Source organism: Microbacterium sp. NFH-22A-Y (assembly GCF_021401375.1).
GTDB classification, from domain to species: domain Bacteria; phylum Actinomycetota; class Actinomycetes; order Actinomycetales; family Microbacteriaceae; genus Microbacterium; species Microbacterium hominis.
In genome coordinates, this window is record NZ_JACBGF010000001.1 from 151,529 (window position 1) to 170,231 (window position 18,703).

The window sequence follows — 18,703 nt, forward strand, 5'->3', positions numbered from 1 at the left end:
CCGTCGCGAGATTTCACTCGGTCGGATGAAAAAGGCGCGCGGATTCGGCGGCCCCGGCCCACGGCACGATCCGCGGGCAACGCCGGAAGTCCGCGTCATCTCGGGTCGTCCGCGCCGTGGCGCGATGCTCGCGACCGCGCGGGGCACGCCGACGCCGCCGCGTGCGGTCGGTTACGGTCGAGCCGTCCGGCTCCCAGGAAAGCGACGACGATGGTACCCACCGATTCATCCGAGCCCACCGGTGACGACGCCTCCGAGACGAGAGGCTCCGCGACGGGAGCGATCGTCCGGCTCCGCCGCGTGCAGCACCCCGGACGGATCATCGCCTTCGTGGCGGTGGTGATCGTCATGCTGGCCGCGTCGTTCGTCGCCGGAGCCATGCTGGTGGCGCCGGAGAGAGAGGCGGTCGACAACGCGACGACGCGCGTCGAGCCGACGTTGTTCGTCGAAGAGCGGGTCGTCGCCGCCGAGCTCCAACTGTCGGCCGGTGTCGTCGCCGGTGCCAGCTACGACATCGTCCGGGGCCCCGAGTACCTTCTGGGCGCCGAGCGGAGCGTCGTCAGCGCGATGCGCGTCCTGCCGGGCGATCTCATCGACTACGGGACCGTCGTCGCCGAGGTCTCCGGTCGGCCCGTCATCACCGTGCCGGCGGCCACTCCGCTCTACCGTGATCTGCAGGTCGGCGCCGAGGGGGCCGACGTGCGCGCCTTGCAGGTGATGCTGGCCGACCTCGACTACCGCGGCGTCACGGTCACCGGCGTCCTCGACGAGGGGACGATCGACGCGATGCGTCGCCTGTACACGGCGAGCGGCTACCAGCTGTCTCCGGATACGGAGGGGAAGACGATTCGCTGGCGGGAGTTCGCCCGGATTCCCGTCGATCACGGCACCCTCGTGCGGGCGGCCGAGGTGGGTACCGTTCTCGACGGTGAGACGCCGCTGATGACGGTGCAGACCGCGCCCCCGACGCTCGTCGCCCGGGCGACGCTGCTCGAAGCCGACCGGCTCACCGTCGGCCAGGAGGTGATGGTGTCTGCCGGCGGCGGCGCCCCCGTCTCGTCCACGGTGCTCGCCATCGGCGAGTTCAGCACGGATGCGGTCTCCGGGGCCGGGGGCAAGCAGATCTCCGTCGCGTTGCCGCCGTCGCTGGTCGCGGACGCCGGGCAACCGCTCACCGTGCGCTCGCGTGCGCCGGAGCCGACCGGTCTCGCGGTCCCGCTGGTGGCCGTCCAGACCGACGATGAGGGCACGTTCGTGCGGGGGTTCCGCAGCGCCGGCGAGCGTGCCGCCGAGGCCGAGGAGGGCCTTGAGGAGAGCGCGGCCGCCGCGGCGGAGGGCCGGATCGCGGTCGAGGTGACGGCACAAGCCGGCGGATGGGTCGCGGTGGCTCCGAACGATCGGCTTCGCGTCGGCATGCGGCTGGGGATGCCGGAATGAGCGGATCGGGCGCGCCGGGTCGCGCTCCCCTGCTGAGGCTGCGGGGAGTCGGACGCTCCTTCGGCGGTTTCGGCGGTTCCGGCGGTTCCGTGCAGGCGTTGCGCGACGTGAGCTTCGACGTCTACGAGGGCGAGTTCGTCGCCATCGTCGGCCCGTCCGGAGCCGGGAAGTCCACGTTGCTGAATGTGCTGGGCCTCCTGGACGAGCCCGATGCCGGCGAGTACGTGGTCGACGGTGTGGATGTGCGCTCGCTCAGCGAACGACAGCGCGACGCGCTGCGCTCGCGGGCGATCGGGTTCGTCTTCCAGGCGTCGCACATCATGGGAGATGCCACCGCCGCCGAGAATGCGGCGCTGGGTCTGCGGGTGCAGTCGGTGTCGTTGGCGCGACGACGTGTGGAGGTCGCGCTGGCGCTGGAGCGTCTCGGCCTGCTCTCGCGCGCCGGGGCGCTCGGTCGCAACCTCTCAGGAGGTGAGCGTCAGCGGGTCGCCATCGCTCGTGCGATCGCGACGTCACCCCGTCTGATCCTCGCGGACGAGCCGACGGGCGCGCTGGATTCCGCGAACTCCCGGCGTCTGCTCGACTACCTCCGTTCGTTGAACGAGGCGGGGACGACCATCGTGATGATCACCCATGACGAGCGCGTCGCCGCGCAGGCGGGCCGACGATTCCGGCTGTCCGATGGGCGTCTCACGGACGCGGAGCCGGTCGACGACGACCCGTTCCGCCTCCGCCCCGACGCGGGCCCGGACGGGCCGCCCCCCGAAGCGCGGGCCGGTAGGTTGCGCCGCGGAGTGCGCACGGTGGTGGACGAGACGCTCGAAGCCGTGTCTCACCACGCCAACGCGCCGGTGCGCGCGCTGCTCCTGCTCCTCGCGTTCCTCCTCGGCACGGCGGGGTTGGTCGCCTCCCTCGGCATCAGTCAGAGCGCCGCGGCCCAGGTCTCCCAGCGCATCACCACCGCCGGTCTCGATGAGATCACCGTGGAGCCGACGGGATCCACGCTGGAGGACATCGATCGAGACCTGAGCCGGATCCGTCTGCTCGACGGCGTGGAGGAAGCGGGGTTCTCCGCGGCGATCACCTCGGGGGACGCCACCGTCACGGCCCTGGCGCAGAGCCCTCGGCTGGGTCAGGACCGGTTCACCGGGAACGTCGTCATCGCGGATGCCGCTTACCTGGACGCTCAGGGCATCGAGGTGTCTCCCGCCCACGCCGCTGCGCTTCTCGACAACGACTGGGCGGGGCCGGTGGCGATCCTCGGAGCGGACGCCGCCGCACGGCTCGGCGTGGTCGGTTCCGGTTCGACGCAACGGATCTGGATCGACGACGTCGCCGTGGACATCGTGGGCGTCGTCAGCGCACCGGGGCGCGACAGCGGGGTGGCCGGCGGGGTCATCGCGTCGGCGGCTCTCTACGACACCGTGCACCACGGCGCACCGCAACTGCTCGTGCGCACTCGGGTCGGTTCGCCGGCACCGGTCGCGGAGGCCATCCCGCTCAGCCTCGACCCCGGCAACCCCGCCGCGGTGCGCGTGTCCACGGTCGCCGACCTGCGCCGGCTGCGCACGGGCGTGGGGGAGGATCTGGCGACGTTGATCGGTGTCAGCTCGGTGGTTCTGCTCGCGCTCGCGTCATTGAGCGCCGCCACGGCGATGTACCTCTCCGTGCGCAGCCGAGCGCCCGAGATCGCCCTACGCCGTGCCATCGGGTCGAGTCGATCGGCGATCTGGCGCATGTTCACGTTGGAGGGAGCGGTGATCGGCGCGGCCGGGGGCATCGCCGGAGGAGCCGTGGGGATCCTCACCCTTCTCGTGACGGCCGCGATACAGGGGTGGGTGCCGGTCCTCGACCCGACCTTGCCGGCAGTGGGGCTTCTGCTCGGCACGGTCACCGGCGTGGTCTCCGCCACGTATCCCGCGCTCGCGGCGGCTCGCGCGAACCCGGCGGAGGCGATCCGGGGCTGAGCATCCCGCCCGCTCACGCATCGACCGGTGCCGCGCGCATCTCCGTCAGCCGGTGAGCTTCTCGAGCAGCTCGCGATACTTGTCCGCCGTGCGATCGACGATCTCCGCGGGCAGCTCGGGGGGCGTCCCCTGCCCGTCCCACGCGGCGGCGAGCCAGTCGCGGACGATCTGCTTGTCGAAGCTCGCCATCCGCTCCGCGGGGGTGGAACCGGCCGCCCAGGCCGCGGCATCCCAGTACCGCGACGAGTCGCTCGTGAGCACCTCGTCCGCCAGGGTGAGCACGCCGTCGGCATCCACGCCGAACTCGAACTTCGTGTCGGCGAGGATCAGGCCCTTCGCCTCGGCGGTCGCGGCGGCGCGCCGGTAGATCTCGAGCGAGAGGTCGCGCAGCTGCGCCGCGCGCTCCGCGCCGACGAGCTCCTCGGTGCGGGCGAACGAGATGTTCTCGTCGTGCTCGCCCATCGGCGCCTTGTACGCCGGGGTGAACAGCGGCTCGGGGAGGCGGTCGCCGTCCTGCAGGCCCGCCGGCAGGGGGATGCCGCAGACCGTCCCCTCGGCGACGTACTCCTTCCAGCCCGAGCCGGTCAGGTAGCCGCGCACGACGCACTCGATCGGCAGCATGTCGAGGCTGCGCACCACCATCGCCCGTCCGGCGACGGCGGCGGGGACGAGGTCGACCGCGTCGTCCGACGCGGGCGCGAGCGCATGCGTGGCGGCGAGGTGGTTGGGGATGCGGCGGCCGCCGTCCGCGCCCGCGAGCTGGTCGAACCACCACAGGCTGAGCGTGGTGAGCAACTCGCCCTTGCCGGGGATGCCGGGGCTGAGGACGTGGTCGAACGCGCTCACGCGGTCGCTCGCGACGACCAGCATGCGGTCGGCCCGTGCGCCCGCCGCCGGCTCGGGCCGGTACAGGTCGCGCACCTTGCCGGAGTAGACGTGGGTCCAGCCGGGCAGGTCGGTGGCGGAGGAGGGCGCGTCGGAGTTCGAGGAGGCGTCGGTCACGCGTCCATTATCGCGGGGTGGCGCGGTGCGCGCGGGCTGCTCAGCGCGGCGTGATGCGGTCGACGAACGCGTACGCCTCCGCGACGATATCGGGCCAGAGGTCGAGGGCGTCCGGACCCGCGAAGACCCACTCGCGCATCGCGCGGCCGCGCATGGTCATGCGTTCGGCTCTGCCGGTCCGCTCGAGCGCGGTGACCCGCTCTTCGGGCAGCTTTGCGATCAGTCCCGACCGATAGCCCAGGAAGGCGAAGACCTTTCCGCGGATGCGCAGGCCCTCGCTGCCGAACATCGGACCGATGTCGACGCCCGGGAGCATCATGTACTCCGCGGCGATGTCGTCGAAGACGGTGCGCGCGTCGGGGCCCATGAGCAGACGCTAGCGCGCCGGGAGAAATCCCGGTATAGTCCACGTGGACTAGTCGATATGGAGTAGTCGAACGATCATCGAAGGAGTCGCCGTGAAGACCGCCATGAACCGGCTCACACCGCTGGGGGTGATGGTTCTCGCGCTGCTGCGGGAGGACGACATGCATCCCTACGAGATGATCCGGCTCCTGCGGCACCGCCGCGACGACCGCATCGTCGCGATCACCAACGGCACGGTCTACCACACCGTCGCACGGCTCGAGAAGCACGGGCTGGTCGCCGAGGTCGGCGTCGACCGCGACGGGAACCGTCCGGAGCGCACGACCTACGCCCTCACCGACACCGGGCATCGCGCCGTCGAGGAGTGGGTGCGCCGCGAGCTCCCGCTGATCGACCGGCCCGTCGAGTTCCGGGTGGCCCTCGCCGAGGCCCACAACCTCGACCGCGACGAGACCGTGGCGCTGCTGACGGCACGCCTGGCGGCGCTCGCCGCCGCGCGGGACGAGCTGGCCGACGGCATCCGCGGCGCGCGGGATGCCGGGGCGCCCGTCGTCGAGCAGTACCTCCTCGAGATCGACCGCGAACGGGCCCTGCTCGCCGCCGACCATGACTGGCTCGCCGCCCTGCTGGGCCGGCTCGCCCACCCCGACTTCGTGTGGGGATCACACGAGAAAACCGATCGCTACCTGGCACAGAGAGAAGCCGCACGCTCATGACCGAACAACGCACGCGCGACGTGACCGCGCCCGCGCCCACCCCCGAACGCAGCCCGTGGCCGGCCCTCTGGGCGCTCGTCATCGGGTTCTTCATGATCCTGGTCGACACCACGATCGTCTCGGTGGCGAACCCCGCCATCAAGGCGGCGCTCGACCCGTCCACCAACAACCTCGACAACGTCGTGTGGGTCACCTCGGCCTACCTGCTCGCGTACGCCGTGCCGCTGCTGATCACCGGGCGCCTCGGCGACCGGTTCGGCCCGAAGCGCATCTACCTCATCGGACTCGCGATCTTCACGCTCGCCTCCCTCGGCTGCGGCCTGTCGGGGACCCTCGAGATGCTCATCGTGTTCCGCGCGGTGCAGGGCCTCGGCGCGGCACTCATGACGCCGCAGACGATGGCCGTCATCACCCGCACCTTCCCGCCGAACGCCCGCGGCGCCGCCATGGGCCTGTGGGGTGCCACCTCGGGCGTCGCGATGCTCGTCGGCCCGCTGGCCGGCGGCCTGCTCGTCGACGGCCTGGGATGGGAGTGGATCTTCTTCGTCAACCTGCCCGTCGGCGTCATCGGCTTCGTGCTCGCGTGGATGCTGGTGCCGAACCTCCCGACCCACGAGCACCGTTTCGACCTGATCGGCGTCGTGCTCAGCGCGATCGGTCTCTTCCTGATCGTGTTCGGGCTGCAGGAGGGCGAGCACTTCGACTGGGCCGCGTGGGTGTGGACGATGATCGCGGGCGGCGTGCTCGTGATGGCCGTGTTCATCTGGCAGCAGGCCAAGACGCGCAGCGAACCGCTCGTGCCGCTCGGGCTCTTCCGCGACCGCAACTTCTCGGTCGCCAACATCACGATCGCCACGGTCGGCTTCACCGTGACGAGCATGTCGTTGCCGCTCATGTTCTTCGTGCAGCTGGCCCGCGGTCTCACCCCCACCGAGTCCGCGCTGCTGCTCGTGCCGATGGCCGTGGCCGCCGGTGTGCTGTCGCCGCTCACGGGACGTCTGCTCGACCGCGTCGACGCGCGCGTGCTGTTGGTGCCGGGTCTTCTCCTGGTCGCGGGATCGTTGTTCTGGTACGCGTCGCTCATGCACGCCGACACCCCGATCTGGATGTTCCTGCTCCCGTCGCTCATGATGGGCATCGGCAACTCGGGCATGTGGGGGCCGCTGGCGACGACGGCCACCCGCAACCTGGAGCCGCGTCAGGCGGGCGCCGGCGCCGGCATCTACAACACGACGCGCACGATCGGCTCGGTGCTGGGCTCGGCCGCCATCGCCGCCTTCATGCAGTCGCGGCTCGAGGCCAACCTCCCCGGAGCATCCGACACCGGCGGCGACTTCGGTTCGGGGCAGCTGCCCTCGTTCGTCGTCGACGGGTTCTCCAGCGCGATGGCGCAGACCATCCTGCTGCCGGCGATCGTGATGCTGATCGGCGTCGTGGCGGTGCTGTTCATGAAGCGCCCGCCGCACCTCGACAAGCGCTGATCGCGCGCCGCCGCGCACGCCATCGCCGTCCGGGCCGTCAGTCGACGGCGACCCGGGCGGCGATGTCGCGTCGGAAGTGCGCGCCCTCGAGCGCGATCTCGCCGAGAGCGGCGTAGGCGCGCTCGCGAGCCTCGGCGAACGTGCCACCCGTCGCGACGACGTTCAGCACCCGGCCGCCGGTGGCGACCAGTGCGCCGTCTCGGTCGGCGGTGGCGGCGTGCGCCAGGTGCACGCCGGCGACGGATGCCGCGGCATCCGTGCCCGTGATGACCCGGCCGGTCTGCGGCGCCTCGGGGTAGCCCTCGCTCGCGAGCACGACCGTGATGGCCGCGGTGTCGGCGAACGTGGGCGCGGGCTCGTCCTCGAGCGTCCCGGACGCGGCCGCCATGAGCAGCCGGGAGAGCGGGCTCGTCAGACGGGCGAGGACCACCTGGGTCTCGGGGTCGCCGAAGCGCGCGTTGAACTCGATGACCTTGATGCCGTCGGCCGTCAGGATGAGTCCCGCGTACAGCAGCCCGATGAACGGGGTGCCCTCGGCATCCAGGGTGCGGATGACCGGCTCGGCCACCGTGCGGGTCACCTCGGCGACGAAGGCCTCCTCGCCGCCGAAGCCGTCGGCCAGCCACGGCAGGGGAGAGTAGGCGCCCATGCCGCCGGTGTTCGGGCCGGCGTCGCCGTCGAAGGCCCGCTTGAAGTCCTGGGCGGGGCTGAGCGCCCGCACCGTGTCGCCGTCGCTCACGAAGAACAGGGAGACTTCGGGGCCCGAGAGGAACTCCTCGACGAGCACCGGTCCGGTGGGCAGGTAGGTGTCGGCGTGCGCGAGGGCCGCGTCGCGGTCGTCGGTCACGACGACGCCCTTGCCGGCGGCCAGACCGTCGGCCTTGACGACGTGCGGTGCGCCGTAGGCGGCGAGGGCCGCCTCGACCTCGGCGCGGGTCGTCGCCCGCGTCGCGCGCCCGGTCGGCACCCCGGCGGCATCCATGATGCGCTTCGCGAAGGCCTTCGAGCCCTCCAGCTGGGCCGCCGCCTTCCCGGGCCCGAACACCGGGACGCCGTGCTCGCGCAGGGCATCGGCGACGCCCGCGACCAAGGGCGCTTCGGGGCCGATGATGACGAGGTCGATGTCGTGGTCGTTCGCGTACTCCGTGACCGCGGCGGGCGCGTTCGCGTCGAGGTCGGCGACGATCGTCGCGTCGGCGGCGATGCCGGCGTTGCCGGGGGCGGCGAACAGCTCGTGCCCGGCGCCCTCTCCCTTCAGTGCGAGGAGGATGGCGTGCTCGCGGGCACCGGAACCGAGGACGAGAATGCGCACCCGGCCAGCCTACCGACGGGCCCGTCGCGCCGCGGCTGCGTGACGATCGTCGGAACTCCCGGCCGCCCGGCGCCGCACGCCGCGCCAGGGCGCGGGCCGCGCCGTCGCCGGGCCCGCAGATCCGACGTTCGTCACGGGCTAGCGTGGAGGGATGGTCCGCAAGATCTCCACCGGCGACGGCCGCGACGCGCTTGCCGCGGTGGCCCAGGCCGCGGATGCCGGCACGCCGCCGGCGCGCACCGCCCTCGCCACCGCGGTGCGCTACCTCCTGCAGCTGCTCGCCGAGAAGGCGCCCGGCAACACGGTCGAGGTCCGGGTGCCGCCCTTCGGCGCGGTGCAGGTCGTCGAGGGCCCGCGGCACACGCGCGGCACGCCGCCGAACGTCGTCGAGACGGATGCGGCGACGTGGATCGCTCTCGCGACCGGCGCCGAGCGGTGGGCGGATGCGGTGGCCGCCGGCCGGATCCACGCATCGGGCACGCGTGCCGACCTCGCCGCCCTGCTGCCGCTGCGCCCCTGAGCCTCAGCCGGCCCCGCCCGGCGGGATCAGACGGTGACGACGATCTTGCCGCGGGTGTGGCCCTCCTCGAGTTCCGCGTAGGCGGCGGCCGCCTCGTCGAGCGGGTAGGTCGACGCGATCTCCACGCGCAGGTCGCCGGCCGCGGCCAGCTGCGCGAGCTCGCCGAGCTGGGCGGCATCCGGTCGCACCCAGATGTAGTGCCCGCCGAACTCGGTGCGTGCCCGGCTGTCGGCGATGGAGGCGACCACGCCGCCCGGTGCGAGGAGCTCGCGCGTGGTGTCGAGGGTCGACCCGCCGACGAAGTCCACGATGACGTCGAACCCCGACGGCACGAGCGCCCGGGCCGCGTCCACCAGCCCGTCCCCGTAGACGACCGGTTCGGCGCCGAGCTCTCGCAGGTACGCGTGGTTGCGCTCCGAGGCGGTCCCGACCACCCGCGCGCCGCGCAGCCGCGCGAGCTGCACGCCGAACGACCCGACGCCGCCCGCGGCGCCGTGGATGAGCACGTTCTGCCCCGCGCCGACCGCGGCGCGCTCGAGCGTCTGCAGCGCCGTCAGCCCCGCGAGCGGGAGCGCGGCGGCCGCTTCGAAGGAGAGCCCGTCGGGCTTGCGGGTGGCGGCGCGCACCGGCACCGGCATCAGCTCGGCGACCGACCCGTGGCCGACGACGTCGGCGCGGGCGTAGGCGAGCACCGGGTCGCCGACGGCGAACTCGGGCGTGTCCAGTCCGGTCTTCTCGACGATGCCCGCGACGTCCCAACCGGGCACGGCCGGCAGCTGGCTGTCGATGAGGCCGCGCAGGTAGCCCTCGCGGATCTTGTAGTCGACGGGGTTGATGCCCGCGGCGACGACCCGCACGACCAACGTGTCGGGCCCGACGTGGGGCTCCTCCCGCTCGGTGAGCTCGAAACGATCGTTTCCGCCGAAATCTGAGTAGACGAGTGCCTTCATGCTCAGGCCCAACCCTCGGCGCGCGGCATCCATTCCGGAGGCGACGCCCGCGCGCCTATCCTGGGGGCGTGATCAGACTCGCCACGATCGGCACCAGCACCATCACCGAGAAGTTCGCGGATGCCGTCGCGCAGACGCCCGGCATCCGCATCGACGTCGTGTTCTCGCGCGACGCCGACCGCGGGCGGGCCTTCGCCGACCGGCTCGGGATCGACCGGGTGAGCACGGATCTCGACGCGCTGCTGTCGACGGGCGAGGTGGATGCCGTCTACGTCGGCTCGCCGAACGGGGCCCACGCGGCGCAGGCCGCCGCGGCGATCGCGGCGGGGGTCCACGTGTTCCTGGAGAAGCCCGCGACCCCGACGGCGGACGAGTTCGCGCGTCTCGTGGACGACGCCCGCGATCGCGGGGTCGTCGTGTTCGAGGGGATGCGCAACGTCTACGACCCGGGGATGAGCCGCCTGCGCGAACTGCTGCCGCGGGTGGGCGCGGTGCGCCTCGTGTCGTTCGGGCAGAGCCAGCGCTCGGCGCGGTACGATCTCGTGCTCGCCGGCGAGACGCCCAACATCTTCGATCCGGCGCTCGCCGGCGGAGCGCTCTTCGATCTCGGGGTGTATCCGCTCAGCGCCGCGATCGAGCTGTTCGGGGCGCCCTCCCGCGTGCTCGGGGCGACGGTCGCGATCGCGACGGGTGCGGACGGCGCCGGGGCCGCCGTGCTCGACTACGACGGCTTCGTCGCGCAGATCGCGTTCTCGAAGATCGGGGCCTCGCGCCGACCGAACGAGATCCAGGGCGAGCTGGGCACGATCGAGATCGACGAGATCACGGCGCCCCGCCGTCTCGTGCTCGACCTCTTCTCCGGCATCCGCGAGGAGATCGAGATCGACGGCCCCGACAACAACATGCGGTTCGAGGTCGCCCGCTTCGCCGCGCTCGTGCGCGGCGACGCCGACCCGGCCCCGGACCAGCGCCGCAGCCTGGAGGTGCTCCGGACCGTGGAGGCGATCCGCGCCGGCGACGGTGCCCGGGGGCCCGCACGGCCGTGACCTCGGGGATCGACCTCGACACGCTGGTGCGGATGCGGAGGGTCCGCGACATGATGGACCGCGACTACGCGCAGCCCCTCGACCTCGCCGCCCTGGCGCGCGCCGTGCACGTCTCGGCCGGCCACCTGTCGCGCCAGTTCCGGCGGGCGTACGGGGAGACGCCGTACTCCTACCTCATGACCCGGCGGATCGAGCGCGCGATGACGCTGCTGCGCACCACCGAGCTGAGCGTCACTCAGGTGAGCCTCGCGGTCGGGTGTGCGTCGCTGGGCACGTTCACGACGCGTTTCACCGAGCTCGTCGGCGTATCGCCCGGGCGCTACCGGGAGCGCGGTGCTCCCGTGCGCGCGGGGATGCTGCCGTGCATCGCGCGCCGGCTGACCAGACCGATCAGGAATCGAGAAGCGGAGGGCCCGCGACCGGGCCTATCGTGAGCCGCATGGGTATCAGCATCCACTCCTCCTTCCTCCCCCACGTCGATGCCGAGGCGTCGCTGGAGTTCTACCGCGACGTGCTCGGGTTCGAGGTGCGTCTGGACGTCGGCTACGAGGACCTCCGCTGGATCACCGTGGGTCCCGTGGGTCAGCCGGACACCGCGATCGTCCTGCATCCGGTCGCGGTCGGCACCGACATCAGCGACGACGAGCGGCTCGCCCTGCAGGAGCTGGTCGCCAAGGGGAGCTACTTCGGCGTGAACCTCGCCTCGGACGACCTCGACGCCGAATTCGCCCGCATCGCGGCCGCGGGCGCCGACGTGGTGCAGGAGCCCACCGATCAGGACTACGGTCTGCGGGATGCCGCGATCCGCGACCCCGCGGGCAACCTCATCCGCATCCAGCAGACCCCTCCCGCGGCCTGAGCGCCGACCAGGAAAGAAGAGGACCGACATGGCCGACACCACCGGCGGATTCAGCGACGACGAGCGCGCGGCGATGCGCCAGCGCGCCGAGGAACTGCGCACGACGAAGGGCCTCAAGGGCGCCGCGAAGCTCGCGAAGGAGCTGGAGGCGTGCGTCGAGGCGATCGAGGGGCTGCAGGGCACCGACCGGGAGGTGGCGACGCTGCTGCACCGCGTGGTCTCCGAGGTCGCTCCCCAGCTCGAGCCCAAGACCTGGTACGGCTTCCCGTCCTACGCCCGCGACGGCAAGGTGGTCGTGTTCTATCAGCCGGCGAGCAAGTTCGCGACGCGCTACGGCACGGTCGGCTTCCAGGAGGACGCCTTCCTCGACGACGGCGACATGTGGGCGACCTCGTTCGCCGTCGTCGCGGTGACTCCCGCCGTGGAAAAGAAGCTCCGCGCCCTCGTGGAGGCGGCCGCCGGCTGAGGCCGCGCCGGCGCGGTGCCGTGGCGGGCGGAGGCGGATCCCGGCGGCGGACGACCTAGACTGGTGAGGTTCCGCCTTCCCCGATCCGATGAGTCCGACGTGTCCGACGACGCCCCCGCTGCCTCCCGCACCACCGGTGCCGGTGAGCGCCCGACGCGCGCCTTCGACGTGCGTCATGTGCAGCTCGGCCGGGCGCTCCTGGCCGCCGTCGCCGCGGTCATGGTCACGTTCTCGCCCGACCATTCGGCCGCCGTGGGCCTCGCGGTCTTCAGCGGCTGGGCGATCGCGACCGCCCTCGTGCTGCTGATCGGCGCCGGGCTGGTGTACCCGCGGGAGCGCCGCGCGGCGCCCGTCCTTCTCGGTGTCCTGACGCTCGTGGCCGGGATGGCGACCGGCATCCCGGGGCTGCGCTCGACCGCGCTCTTCTTCGTCGTCGTCATCGTCTGGGCGGCGGCGTCCGGGATCGCCGAGCTGGTCGGCGGCATCCGCCTCCGGCGGGGCGAGTACCGCGACGAGGGCCGCGACGGCATCCTGATCGGTGCGGTGACCCTCGCGCTCGGCGTCGCCCTGCTCCTCGTCAATCCCGCCTACAGTCTCGAATACTTCATCTCCGAGGCCGGGCGCAGCTTCACGCTGACCGGCATCACGATCGGGGTCGGTCTGTTCGGCGGGTACGCCGCCGTCATCGCCGTCTTCCTCGGCATCGCCGGCTTCTCGCCGCGCCGCCCGATCGCCGCGGAGCCCGTCTCGTCAGGAGAATCCGCATGAGCACGCCGCGCACCACCCGCCGTGATCTCCTCAAGCCGGTTCAGCTGTTGGGTTTCGCCTTCGCCGCGGCCCTCTTCGCCGGTCTCGTGACGCTCGTGTCGATGGGCTTCTTCCAGGACCTGACGGGCGACGAGCGCGTGCACGTCGTGGTCGTGGCGCTCGTGGTGGCTGGGATCGCGTTCATCGCCACCCTTGTGATCATCGCGCTGTGCATGCTCGCCGTCGACCCCGCCCAGGTGACCCGCGAGGTCGACCACGGCGTGCTCGTCGACGATGCGGATGCCGCGGCATCCCCCGACGCGTCCGACGACGGTTCCGCGCCGCGCGACTGACCTCTCGCGGGAACCGCAGAGCCGCGTCGAAACGCCCTCAGACGCGGTCGACGAGCTCGTCGGCGAGGCCGATGTAGCCGGCGGGGGTCAGCGCCAGCAGGCGCTCCTTCGCGGCATCCCCGATGTCGAGGGTGCGCACGAACTCCGCCAGCTCCGGGCCGCCCACCCGGCGGCCCCGCGTGAGCTCCTTCAGGAGCGCGTACGGGTCGGTGATCTGCGACCGGCCCGCCACGATCTCGGCGCGCACGACGGTCTGGATGGCCTCGGCGAGCACCTCCCAGTTCGCGTCGAGGTCGGCCAGCAGCACGTCGCGCGAGAGGGAGATCTCGGTGAGACCGCGCTGCAGGTTGTCGAGCGCGAGGAGGGAGTGGCCGAAGGCGACGCCGATGTTGCGCTGCGTCGTCGAGTCGGTGAGGTCCCGCTGCATCCGGCTCGTCACGAGCGTCGAGGCGAGGGTCGTGAACAGGCCGCCCGAGATCTCCAGGTTCGCCTCGGCGTTCTCGAACCGGATGGGGTTGATCTTGTGCGGCATCGTCGACGACCCGGTGGCCCCGGCGACCGGGATCTGCGCGAAGAAGCCCATCGCGATGTAGGTCCAGATGTCGGTGGCCAGGTTGTGCAGGATGCCGCCGGCGTGGCGGACCCGGTCGTACAGCTCGACCTGCCAGTCGTGCGATTCGATCTGCGTCGTCAGCACGTTGAAGTCGATGCCGAGGCCCTCGATGAACGTGCGCGACAGCTCGGGCCAGTCGACCTCGGGAGCCGCGGCCAGGTGGGCCGACCAGGTGCCGGTCGCGCCCGAGAACTTGGCGAGGTACTGGCCGCCCGCGATCTGCGCGGCGACGCGCTCCAGGCGCCACGCGAAGACGGCGAGCTCCTTGCCCATCGTCGACGGCGTCGCCGGCTGACCGTGCGTGCGCGAGAGCATCGCGGCATCCCGGTGCTCGTGCGCGAGGGTGCCGAGGGCATCGATGACGACACGGAGCTTGGGCAGCCACACCTCGTCGACCGCACGCTTGACGGTCAGGGCGTAGGAGGCGGAGTTGATGTCCTCGCTCGTGCAGGCGAAATGCGTGAGCTCGGCCACCGCCTCGAGCCCGAGGGTCTGCAGTCGGTCGCGGACGAGATACTCGACGGCCTTGACGTCGTGCCGGGTCACCGACTCGGTCGTGGCGAGCCAGTCGATCTCCGTCTGCCCGAAGTCGCGGTAGAGGGCGCGCAGCGAATCCTTCTGCGCGTCGGTGAGCGGTGCCGAGCCGAAGAGGGAGCGATCGGTGAGGGTGATGATCCACTCGACCTCCACCTCGACACGTGCGCGGTTGAGGCCGGCCTCGGAGAGGTACGCGGACAAGCCCGAGACGGCGCCGCGGTAGCGGCCGTCGAGGGGGCTGAGGGGCTGGTGGGCGAGGGTGTTCGCGGTGGTCACGACGCGGGCTCCGATCACGGTGTCTGTCGACGCGCGGCCGGTGCTCAGGGTGACGTGCTCAGCACGGGCGGATGGCCGGTTCGAGCTGCCGGAAGAGCGCCCGACTCGCGCTCTCGATCATACCGAGCACGTCGTCGAACATCTCCGGCCCCGCGTAGTACGGGTCGGGGACGTCCAGGTTGCCGTGGGCGTCGGCGTCGAACGACAGCAGGAGCGCGAGCTTGTCGGCATCCGCCGTCGTTCGCGCCCAGGTCGACAGGATGCGCTCGTGGGACCGGTCGAGGGCGACCACGAGGTCGTTGCTCTCGAAGTCGTCGAGCGTGAACTGCCGGGCGCGGTGGCGCGCGCCGTCGTAGCCGCGGCGCTGGAGCGCGTCGAGCGTGCGCGCGTCGGCCCGTTCACCGACGTGCCAATCACCCGTTCCCGAGCTGGTCGAGACGACGCGGTCGCCGAGTCCGGCGCGCTCCGCGACGTCGCGGAAGACGATCTCGGCCATGGGAGAACGGCAGATGTTGCCGGTGCAGACGAACACGACGCGGAAAGGTGCGGCGCGGCGAGTCACCTCCCCATTGTGGAGCAGGTCGCTCCCGCGCCGAAAGTGCTCCGTGCCCGGACTCGCGTCGTCGCCCGAGTCCTCCTCCCCCGCGGCGGCGTGCGCCGGAACGTCCACATTCCCCCGGACGTCGTCCGCTGCCGCCGCTGCTTCCGGGACGATCGGGGGGTGAACCGCGTCGACGACATCGACCGCGCCCTCGCCCAGGTGCGGGAGGCGAGCGCGCTGCTGGCGGAGGTCCGTGCCCGCGCTCCCGCGCTGATCGACGAGGTTCCGGGCGGCAACTCCGCCGTGGCGCCGCTGCGCGATGAGCTCGTCGCCTGGACCCGGCTGCTGGCGGCCGCGGCGGCGGAGATCGACGAGTGGGAGCGTTCGCTGCGGCGCGAGCGTTGCCGCGCCCTGGCGGAAGCGGCGGGATGACGGGGGACGTCGACATCCGATCCGGCGGGCTGGTGGTCGTCGACACGGACACGCTCCGACACCTCGCGGCCACGCTCGCCCTGTTCGCGGCACGCCTCGCGGAGGCGGGGGATGTGCTCGGACGCGCGCACGCGTCGTCGCTCGCGGGCGGGCTCTGGGTGGCGTCGCCGCAGGGCGGGGCGCGCGCCGCCGAAGACGCGGCCGCCGCTCTGGCGCGCAGCGTGCGCAGACTCGCGGAGGTCTACGAGCTCGCGGAGCAGGAGGCGCTCGCGCGCATCCGCGGCGCGGGCGGCGCGGACGGCGCGGACGGCCTGCGGCTCGCCGCCCGGCGGCTCGCCGTCGCCCCCGACGTCGCCGCGGAGGCCGCGCACCTCGCGGAGGCGTGGAGCGAGGGCCGCCACGCCGAGATCGAGGGTCAGATGCGCGCCGCCGCCGGGATGCTCGGCGTCTACGGCCCGCTCGGCCCGAGCCTCACGCTGCTCACGGGCGCCGTCCGCGCGGCCGACCGGGGCACGATCCCCGCCGACGCGCCACCCCTGCGGCCGGTGGGGGCGACGGCATCCGTCGTGGAGCTGAGCCGGCACCGGGCCCCCGGCGCCGCGGCGGCTCCGCGCTCGCTCGTCGAGATCATCGACCGGATGCCGGGGGAGGACGGGCTCGACGGGGCGCGCGTCCGCGTCGAGGAGTACCGGTTCGCGTCCGGTGAGCGCGAGTTCTTCGTCTACATCGGCGGCACGCGGGCGGCCGTCGACCGCGACGAGCCGTGGGACATGGCATCCAACGTGCAGCTGTACTTCGGCGAGGAGTCGTCGTCGTACGAGGCGGTCGAACGGGCGCTCGCGGCGGCGGGAGCGGTCGCGGGCGATCGGCTGCACGTCGTCGGGCATTCGCAGGGCGCGATGATCGGAGCGCATCTGGCCCGTCAGGGCGGCTACGACGTGCGCACCCAGATCGGCATCGCGGGTCCCGTGCAGGCGGAGCTTCCGGCGGGGGTGCTGTCCCTGACGATCCGCCACACCGACGATCCGGTCGCGGCCCTGGCGGTGGGCGGTCCGCCCGGGGTGTCGGGCTCGACCCAGAGCCTGGTCGTGCAGCGCACCGCCCACCCGGCTCCGGCGTGGACCGATGCGATGCTGGTCGTGCACGGCCTCGACGCGTATCGCGACACCGCCGGGCTCGTCGACGCCGCGTCCGACCCGCGTGTCGCCGCGGTGCGCGACCGCCTCGCGCCGCTCGCGGGCGCGGTGACAGGCACGTCGATCGTGTACGGGGCCCGCCGCACCTCGTCGGCGGACGACGCACGCGTGCGTCGACGCTCCGGCGGGCTCTGAGGACGCCGGTCAGCGGCGCTTCTTCTCCTGGGGTCGCAGCAGGATGCCGAAGACCCAGTTGATGAGCGAGATCACGATCGCCGCGACGACGCCGAGCCAGAAGTCCCCGACGGTGAGCCCCCAGCCCCACGAGCTCGTGACCCACGCGGTGATCCAGAGCAGGAGGCCGTTGATGACGAACGAGATGAGTCCGAGCGTCAGGATGTACAGCGGGAAGGCGACGATCTTGATGACCGTCCCGATGATCGTGTTCACCAGGGCGAAGATGGCCGCGACGGCGAGCAGGGTCAGCACGAGCTGCAGCGTCTCGCCGGGGGCGAACGGGGTCACCCCCACCTCGAGGGCGGGCAGGAGCGTCACGACCCAGAGGGCGAAGGCGTTGACGACGACGCGGACGATGAAGCGCATGGTCCCTCCAGTGTTCCACGCGGCCGCGCCGCCGGGAAGGTGTCGTCCCGCACGCGTCGAGCGGCGCCCTCGTAGACTCGTCCCGTGACCGAGCTGCCCGTCCGCATCCGCCCCGAGATCGCCGCCCTCCCCGCCTACAAGCAGGGCAAGCAGGCCGGTGCGGAGGCGTTCAAGCTGTCCAGCAACGAGAACCCGTTCCCGCCGCTGCCGAGCGTCGTGGCGGCGGTGCAGACGGCGGTCGCCGTCAACCGCTACCCCGACGCGTCGTCGCCGCGGCTGCGCGCGCGCCTGGCGGAGCGCTTCGGGGTGGGCGACGACGCCGTGCACATCGCGGCCGGATCGGTGTCGATCCTCTTCCAGCTGGCACAGGCCACGAGCGGACCGGGCGACGAGATCCTCTTCTCGTGGCGCTCCTTCGAGGCCTACCCGAGCCTGGCCACGGTCGCCGGCGCCACCGCCGTCACGGTTCCGAACGACGTGGACGGCGGCCACGACCTCGAGGCGATGGCGGATGCCGTGACCGACCGCACCCGCATGGTCATCGTGTGCAGTCCGAACAACCCGACGGGTCCCGTCGTGACCGCCGCGGGTTTCGACGCCTTCCTCGCCCGGGTGCCGGCCGACGTCCTGGTGGTCCTCGACGAGGCCTACGCGGAGTTCGTCACCGACCCCGACGCCGTCTCCGGTCCCGCGGTGCTGGCCGCCGGGCACCCGAACGTCGTCGTGCTGCGCACCTTCTCGAAGGCCTACGGCCTCGCGGGCCTGCGCGTGGGCTACGCCGTGGGCGACCCGCGCATCCTCGCGGCCGCGCGCAGCACCGGCATCCCCCTGTCGGTCACGGCCGCCGCCGAGGAGGCGGCCCTGGCGAGCCTCGACGCCGAGGACGAGCTGCTCGACCGTGTGCGCACCCTCGCCGGGCACCGCGACGACCTCGCCGCGCGGCTGCGCGAGACCGGCTGGGACGTCCCCGAGGCGCAGGGCAACTTCGTCTGGCTGCCCGCCGGCGAGCGCGCGCTCGAGGTCGCCGCGGCGTTCGAGGAGGCCGGGCTGATCGTCCGCCCGTTCGCGGGCGACGGCGTGCGCATCTCCATCGGCGAGCACGAGGCGCTCGACACGATCGTGCGCGTCGCCGCATCCGTCGCGCCGCGCTGAGGCCTCCTCGCCCGAGTTTCGGACGCCACGAGCGCCCGAAACCCGCCCCCACGCCGTTTCGGTCGCCAGAGGCGTCCGAAACTCCCCGTCGCGCGATTTGCCCCGGCGCGTTGTGGCGCGGGCACGGCGGATCGCGGCTCCCGTTGTCGATCCCATGCAGTACGACGCATGCGGAGGGCGTTAGCGTGGGA

General features: G+C 72.5%; 21 protein-coding genes. 14 read left to right on the top strand and 7 right to left on the bottom strand.

The genetic code is table 11. From position 1 onward, the window contains the following. Positions 1-210 precede the first annotated feature (210 nt). Together L0965_RS00685 and L0965_RS00690 are read left to right on the top strand one after the other, a co-directional pair. Positions 211-1,437 carry a peptidoglycan-binding domain-containing protein gene (locus L0965_RS00685; RefSeq protein WP_101305306.1) on the top strand — a complete coding sequence of 409 codons (1,227 nt, stop codon included), beginning with the start codon at positions 211-213 and terminating at the stop codon, positions 1,435-1,437. Then, entirely contained in the window at positions 1,434-3,404 is a 1,971-nt protein-coding gene (locus L0965_RS00690) for an ATP-binding cassette domain-containing protein (protein ID WP_198553663.1), read from the top strand. The genes L0965_RS00685 and L0965_RS00690 overlap by 4 nt, the downstream gene beginning before the upstream one ends. A 45-nt stretch (positions 3,405-3,449) precedes the next feature. Here L0965_RS00690 and L0965_RS00695 read toward each other — a convergent pair whose 3' ends face one another. Together L0965_RS00695 and L0965_RS00700 are read right to left on the bottom strand one after the other, a co-directional pair. After that, positions 3,450-4,406 (bottom strand): phosphoribosylaminoimidazolesuccinocarboxamide synthase, encoded by a 957-nt coding sequence (locus L0965_RS00695; RefSeq protein WP_101305308.1) that lies wholly within the window; start codon positions 4,404-4,406, stop codon positions 3,450-3,452. 40 nt (positions 4,407-4,446) lie between these two features. Further along, a complete protein-coding gene (locus L0965_RS00700; protein ID WP_101305309.1) occupies positions 4,447-4,773 on the bottom strand; it encodes a hypothetical protein in 327 nt (108 codons plus the stop codon). A gap of 91 nt (positions 4,774-4,864) precedes the next feature. Here L0965_RS00700 and L0965_RS00705 point away from each other — a divergent pair, with 91 nt between their 5' ends. Together L0965_RS00705 and L0965_RS00710 are read left to right on the top strand one after the other, a co-directional pair. Then, entirely contained in the window at positions 4,865-5,488 is a 624-nt protein-coding gene (locus L0965_RS00705) for a PadR family transcriptional regulator (protein WP_101305310.1), read from the top strand. Continuing rightward, positions 5,485-6,969 carry an MFS transporter gene (locus L0965_RS00710; protein WP_101305311.1) on the top strand — a complete coding sequence of 495 codons (1,485 nt, stop codon included), beginning with the start codon at positions 5,485-5,487 and terminating at the stop codon, positions 6,967-6,969. The genes L0965_RS00705 and L0965_RS00710 overlap by 4 nt, the downstream gene beginning before the upstream one ends. A 37-nt stretch (positions 6,970-7,006) precedes the next feature. On the opposite strand, the gene purD is transcribed toward L0965_RS00710, so the two are convergent. Continuing rightward, positions 7,007-8,281, bottom strand: coding sequence for a phosphoribosylamine--glycine ligase (gene purD, locus L0965_RS00715; protein ID WP_101305312.1), 1,275 nt, complete (start codon positions 8,279-8,281; stop codon positions 7,007-7,009). A 151-nt stretch (positions 8,282-8,432) separates the two neighbouring features. Between purD and L0965_RS00720 the strand changes: the two genes are divergently transcribed. After that, complete coding sequence (locus L0965_RS00720) at positions 8,433-8,801, top strand: sterol carrier family protein (RefSeq protein ID WP_101305313.1); 369 nt, start codon at positions 8,433-8,435, stop codon at positions 8,799-8,801. Positions 8,802-8,827: 26 nt separating this feature from the next. Here L0965_RS00720 and L0965_RS00725 read toward each other — a convergent pair whose 3' ends face one another. Continuing rightward, positions 8,828-9,751 (bottom strand): NADP-dependent oxidoreductase, encoded by a 924-nt coding sequence (locus L0965_RS00725; protein WP_101305314.1) that lies wholly within the window; start codon positions 9,749-9,751, stop codon positions 8,828-8,830. A 68-nt stretch (positions 9,752-9,819) separates the two neighbouring features. Between L0965_RS00725 and L0965_RS00730 the strand changes: the two genes are divergently transcribed. The 6 genes from L0965_RS00730 to L0965_RS00755 all read left to right on the top strand — a co-directional run bounded on the left by L0965_RS00730 (position 9,820) and on the right by L0965_RS00755 (position 13,222). Beyond that, complete coding sequence (locus L0965_RS00730) at positions 9,820-10,797, top strand: Gfo/Idh/MocA family protein (protein WP_101305315.1); 978 nt, start codon at positions 9,820-9,822, stop codon at positions 10,795-10,797. A gap of 50 nt (positions 10,798-10,847) precedes the next feature. Beyond that, positions 10,848-11,231 carry a helix-turn-helix transcriptional regulator gene (locus L0965_RS00735; protein WP_232783963.1) on the top strand — a complete coding sequence of 128 codons (384 nt, stop codon included), beginning with the start codon at positions 10,848-10,850 and terminating at the stop codon, positions 11,229-11,231. Between the two features lie 5 nt (positions 11,232-11,236). After that, on the top strand, positions 11,237-11,656 hold the full coding sequence (locus L0965_RS00740) for a VOC family protein (protein WP_060960749.1): 420 nt from the start codon (positions 11,237-11,239) through the stop codon (positions 11,654-11,656). A gap of 28 nt (positions 11,657-11,684) precedes the next feature. Then, positions 11,685-12,122 carry an iron chaperone gene (locus tag L0965_RS00745; protein WP_101305316.1) on the top strand — a complete coding sequence of 146 codons (438 nt, stop codon included), beginning with the start codon at positions 11,685-11,687 and terminating at the stop codon, positions 12,120-12,122. A gap of 99 nt (positions 12,123-12,221) precedes the next feature. Continuing rightward, positions 12,222-12,890 carry an acyl-CoA synthetase gene (locus L0965_RS00750; RefSeq protein WP_101305317.1) on the top strand — a complete coding sequence of 223 codons (669 nt, stop codon included), beginning with the start codon at positions 12,222-12,224 and terminating at the stop codon, positions 12,888-12,890. Beyond that, positions 12,887-13,222, top strand: coding sequence for a hypothetical protein (locus L0965_RS00755; protein ID WP_060960746.1), 336 nt, complete (start codon positions 12,887-12,889; stop codon positions 13,220-13,222). Before L0965_RS00750 ends, L0965_RS00755 begins: the two co-directional genes overlap by 4 nt. Before the next feature lie 37 nt (positions 13,223-13,259). On the opposite strand, the gene purB is transcribed toward L0965_RS00755, so the two are convergent. Further along, entirely contained in the window at positions 13,260-14,648 is a 1,389-nt protein-coding gene (gene purB / locus L0965_RS00760) for an adenylosuccinate lyase (protein ID WP_198553664.1), read from the bottom strand. A 58-nt stretch (positions 14,649-14,706) separates the two neighbouring features. After that, positions 14,707-15,210 carry a low molecular weight protein-tyrosine-phosphatase gene (locus tag L0965_RS00765; protein ID WP_082734313.1) on the bottom strand — a complete coding sequence of 168 codons (504 nt, stop codon included), beginning with the start codon at positions 15,208-15,210 and terminating at the stop codon, positions 14,707-14,709. A gap of 159 nt (positions 15,211-15,369) precedes the next feature. On the opposite strand from L0965_RS00765, the gene L0965_RS00770 reads away from it, so the two are divergent. Together L0965_RS00770 and L0965_RS00775 are read left to right on the top strand one after the other, a co-directional pair. Then, the gene (locus L0965_RS00770; protein ID WP_101305319.1) at positions 15,370-15,621 is read left to right on the top strand and encodes a hypothetical protein; all 252 of its coding nucleotides are present in this window, start codon (positions 15,370-15,372) and stop codon (positions 15,619-15,621) included. Then, positions 15,618-16,952 (top strand): hypothetical protein, encoded by a 1,335-nt coding sequence (locus tag L0965_RS00775; protein WP_101305320.1) that lies wholly within the window; start codon positions 15,618-15,620, stop codon positions 16,950-16,952. Before L0965_RS00770 ends, L0965_RS00775 begins: the two co-directional genes overlap by 4 nt. Before the next feature lie 9 nt (positions 16,953-16,961). Here L0965_RS00775 and L0965_RS00780 read toward each other — a convergent pair whose 3' ends face one another. Continuing rightward, on the bottom strand, positions 16,962-17,360 hold the full coding sequence (locus L0965_RS00780; protein ID WP_060959767.1) for a phage holin family protein: 399 nt from the start codon (positions 17,358-17,360) through the stop codon (positions 16,962-16,964). 84 nt (positions 17,361-17,444) lie between these two features. Between L0965_RS00780 and L0965_RS00785 the strand changes: the two genes are divergently transcribed. After that, positions 17,445-18,512 carry a histidinol-phosphate transaminase gene (locus tag L0965_RS00785; protein WP_101305321.1) on the top strand — a complete coding sequence of 356 codons (1,068 nt, stop codon included), beginning with the start codon at positions 17,445-17,447 and terminating at the stop codon, positions 18,510-18,512. Positions 18,513-18,703 lie beyond the last annotated feature (191 nt).

Coding starts and splice junctions, on each gene's coding strand:
- L0965_RS00685 (WP_101305306.1), top strand. CDS start 211: ATGGTACCCACCGATTCATCCGAGCCCACCGGTGACGACGCCTCCGAG.
- L0965_RS00690 (WP_198553663.1), top strand. CDS start 1,434: ATGAGCGGATCGGGCGCGCCGGGTCGCGCTCCCCTGCTGAGGCTGCGG.
- L0965_RS00700 (WP_101305309.1), bottom strand. CDS start 4,773: ATGGGCCCCGACGCGCGCACCGTCTTCGACGACATCGCCGCGGAGTAC.
- L0965_RS00710 (WP_101305311.1), top strand. CDS start 5,485: ATGACCGAACAACGCACGCGCGACGTGACCGCGCCCGCGCCCACCCCC.
- L0965_RS00720 (WP_101305313.1), top strand. CDS start 8,433: ATGGTCCGCAAGATCTCCACCGGCGACGGCCGCGACGCGCTTGCCGCG.
- L0965_RS00725 (WP_101305314.1), bottom strand. CDS start 9,751: ATGAAGGCACTCGTCTACTCAGATTTCGGCGGAAACGATCGTTTCGAG.
- L0965_RS00735 (WP_232783963.1), top strand. CDS start 10,848: ATGATGGACCGCGACTACGCGCAGCCCCTCGACCTCGCCGCCCTGGCG.
- L0965_RS00740 (WP_060960749.1), top strand. CDS start 11,237: ATGGGTATCAGCATCCACTCCTCCTTCCTCCCCCACGTCGATGCCGAG.
- L0965_RS00745 (WP_101305316.1), top strand. CDS start 11,685: ATGGCCGACACCACCGGCGGATTCAGCGACGACGAGCGCGCGGCGATG.
- L0965_RS00755 (WP_060960746.1), top strand. CDS start 12,887: ATGAGCACGCCGCGCACCACCCGCCGTGATCTCCTCAAGCCGGTTCAG.
- L0965_RS00775 (WP_101305320.1), top strand. CDS start 15,618: ATGACGGGGGACGTCGACATCCGATCCGGCGGGCTGGTGGTCGTCGAC.
- L0965_RS00780 (WP_060959767.1), bottom strand. CDS start 17,360: ATGCGCTTCATCGTCCGCGTCGTCGTCAACGCCTTCGCCCTCTGGGTC.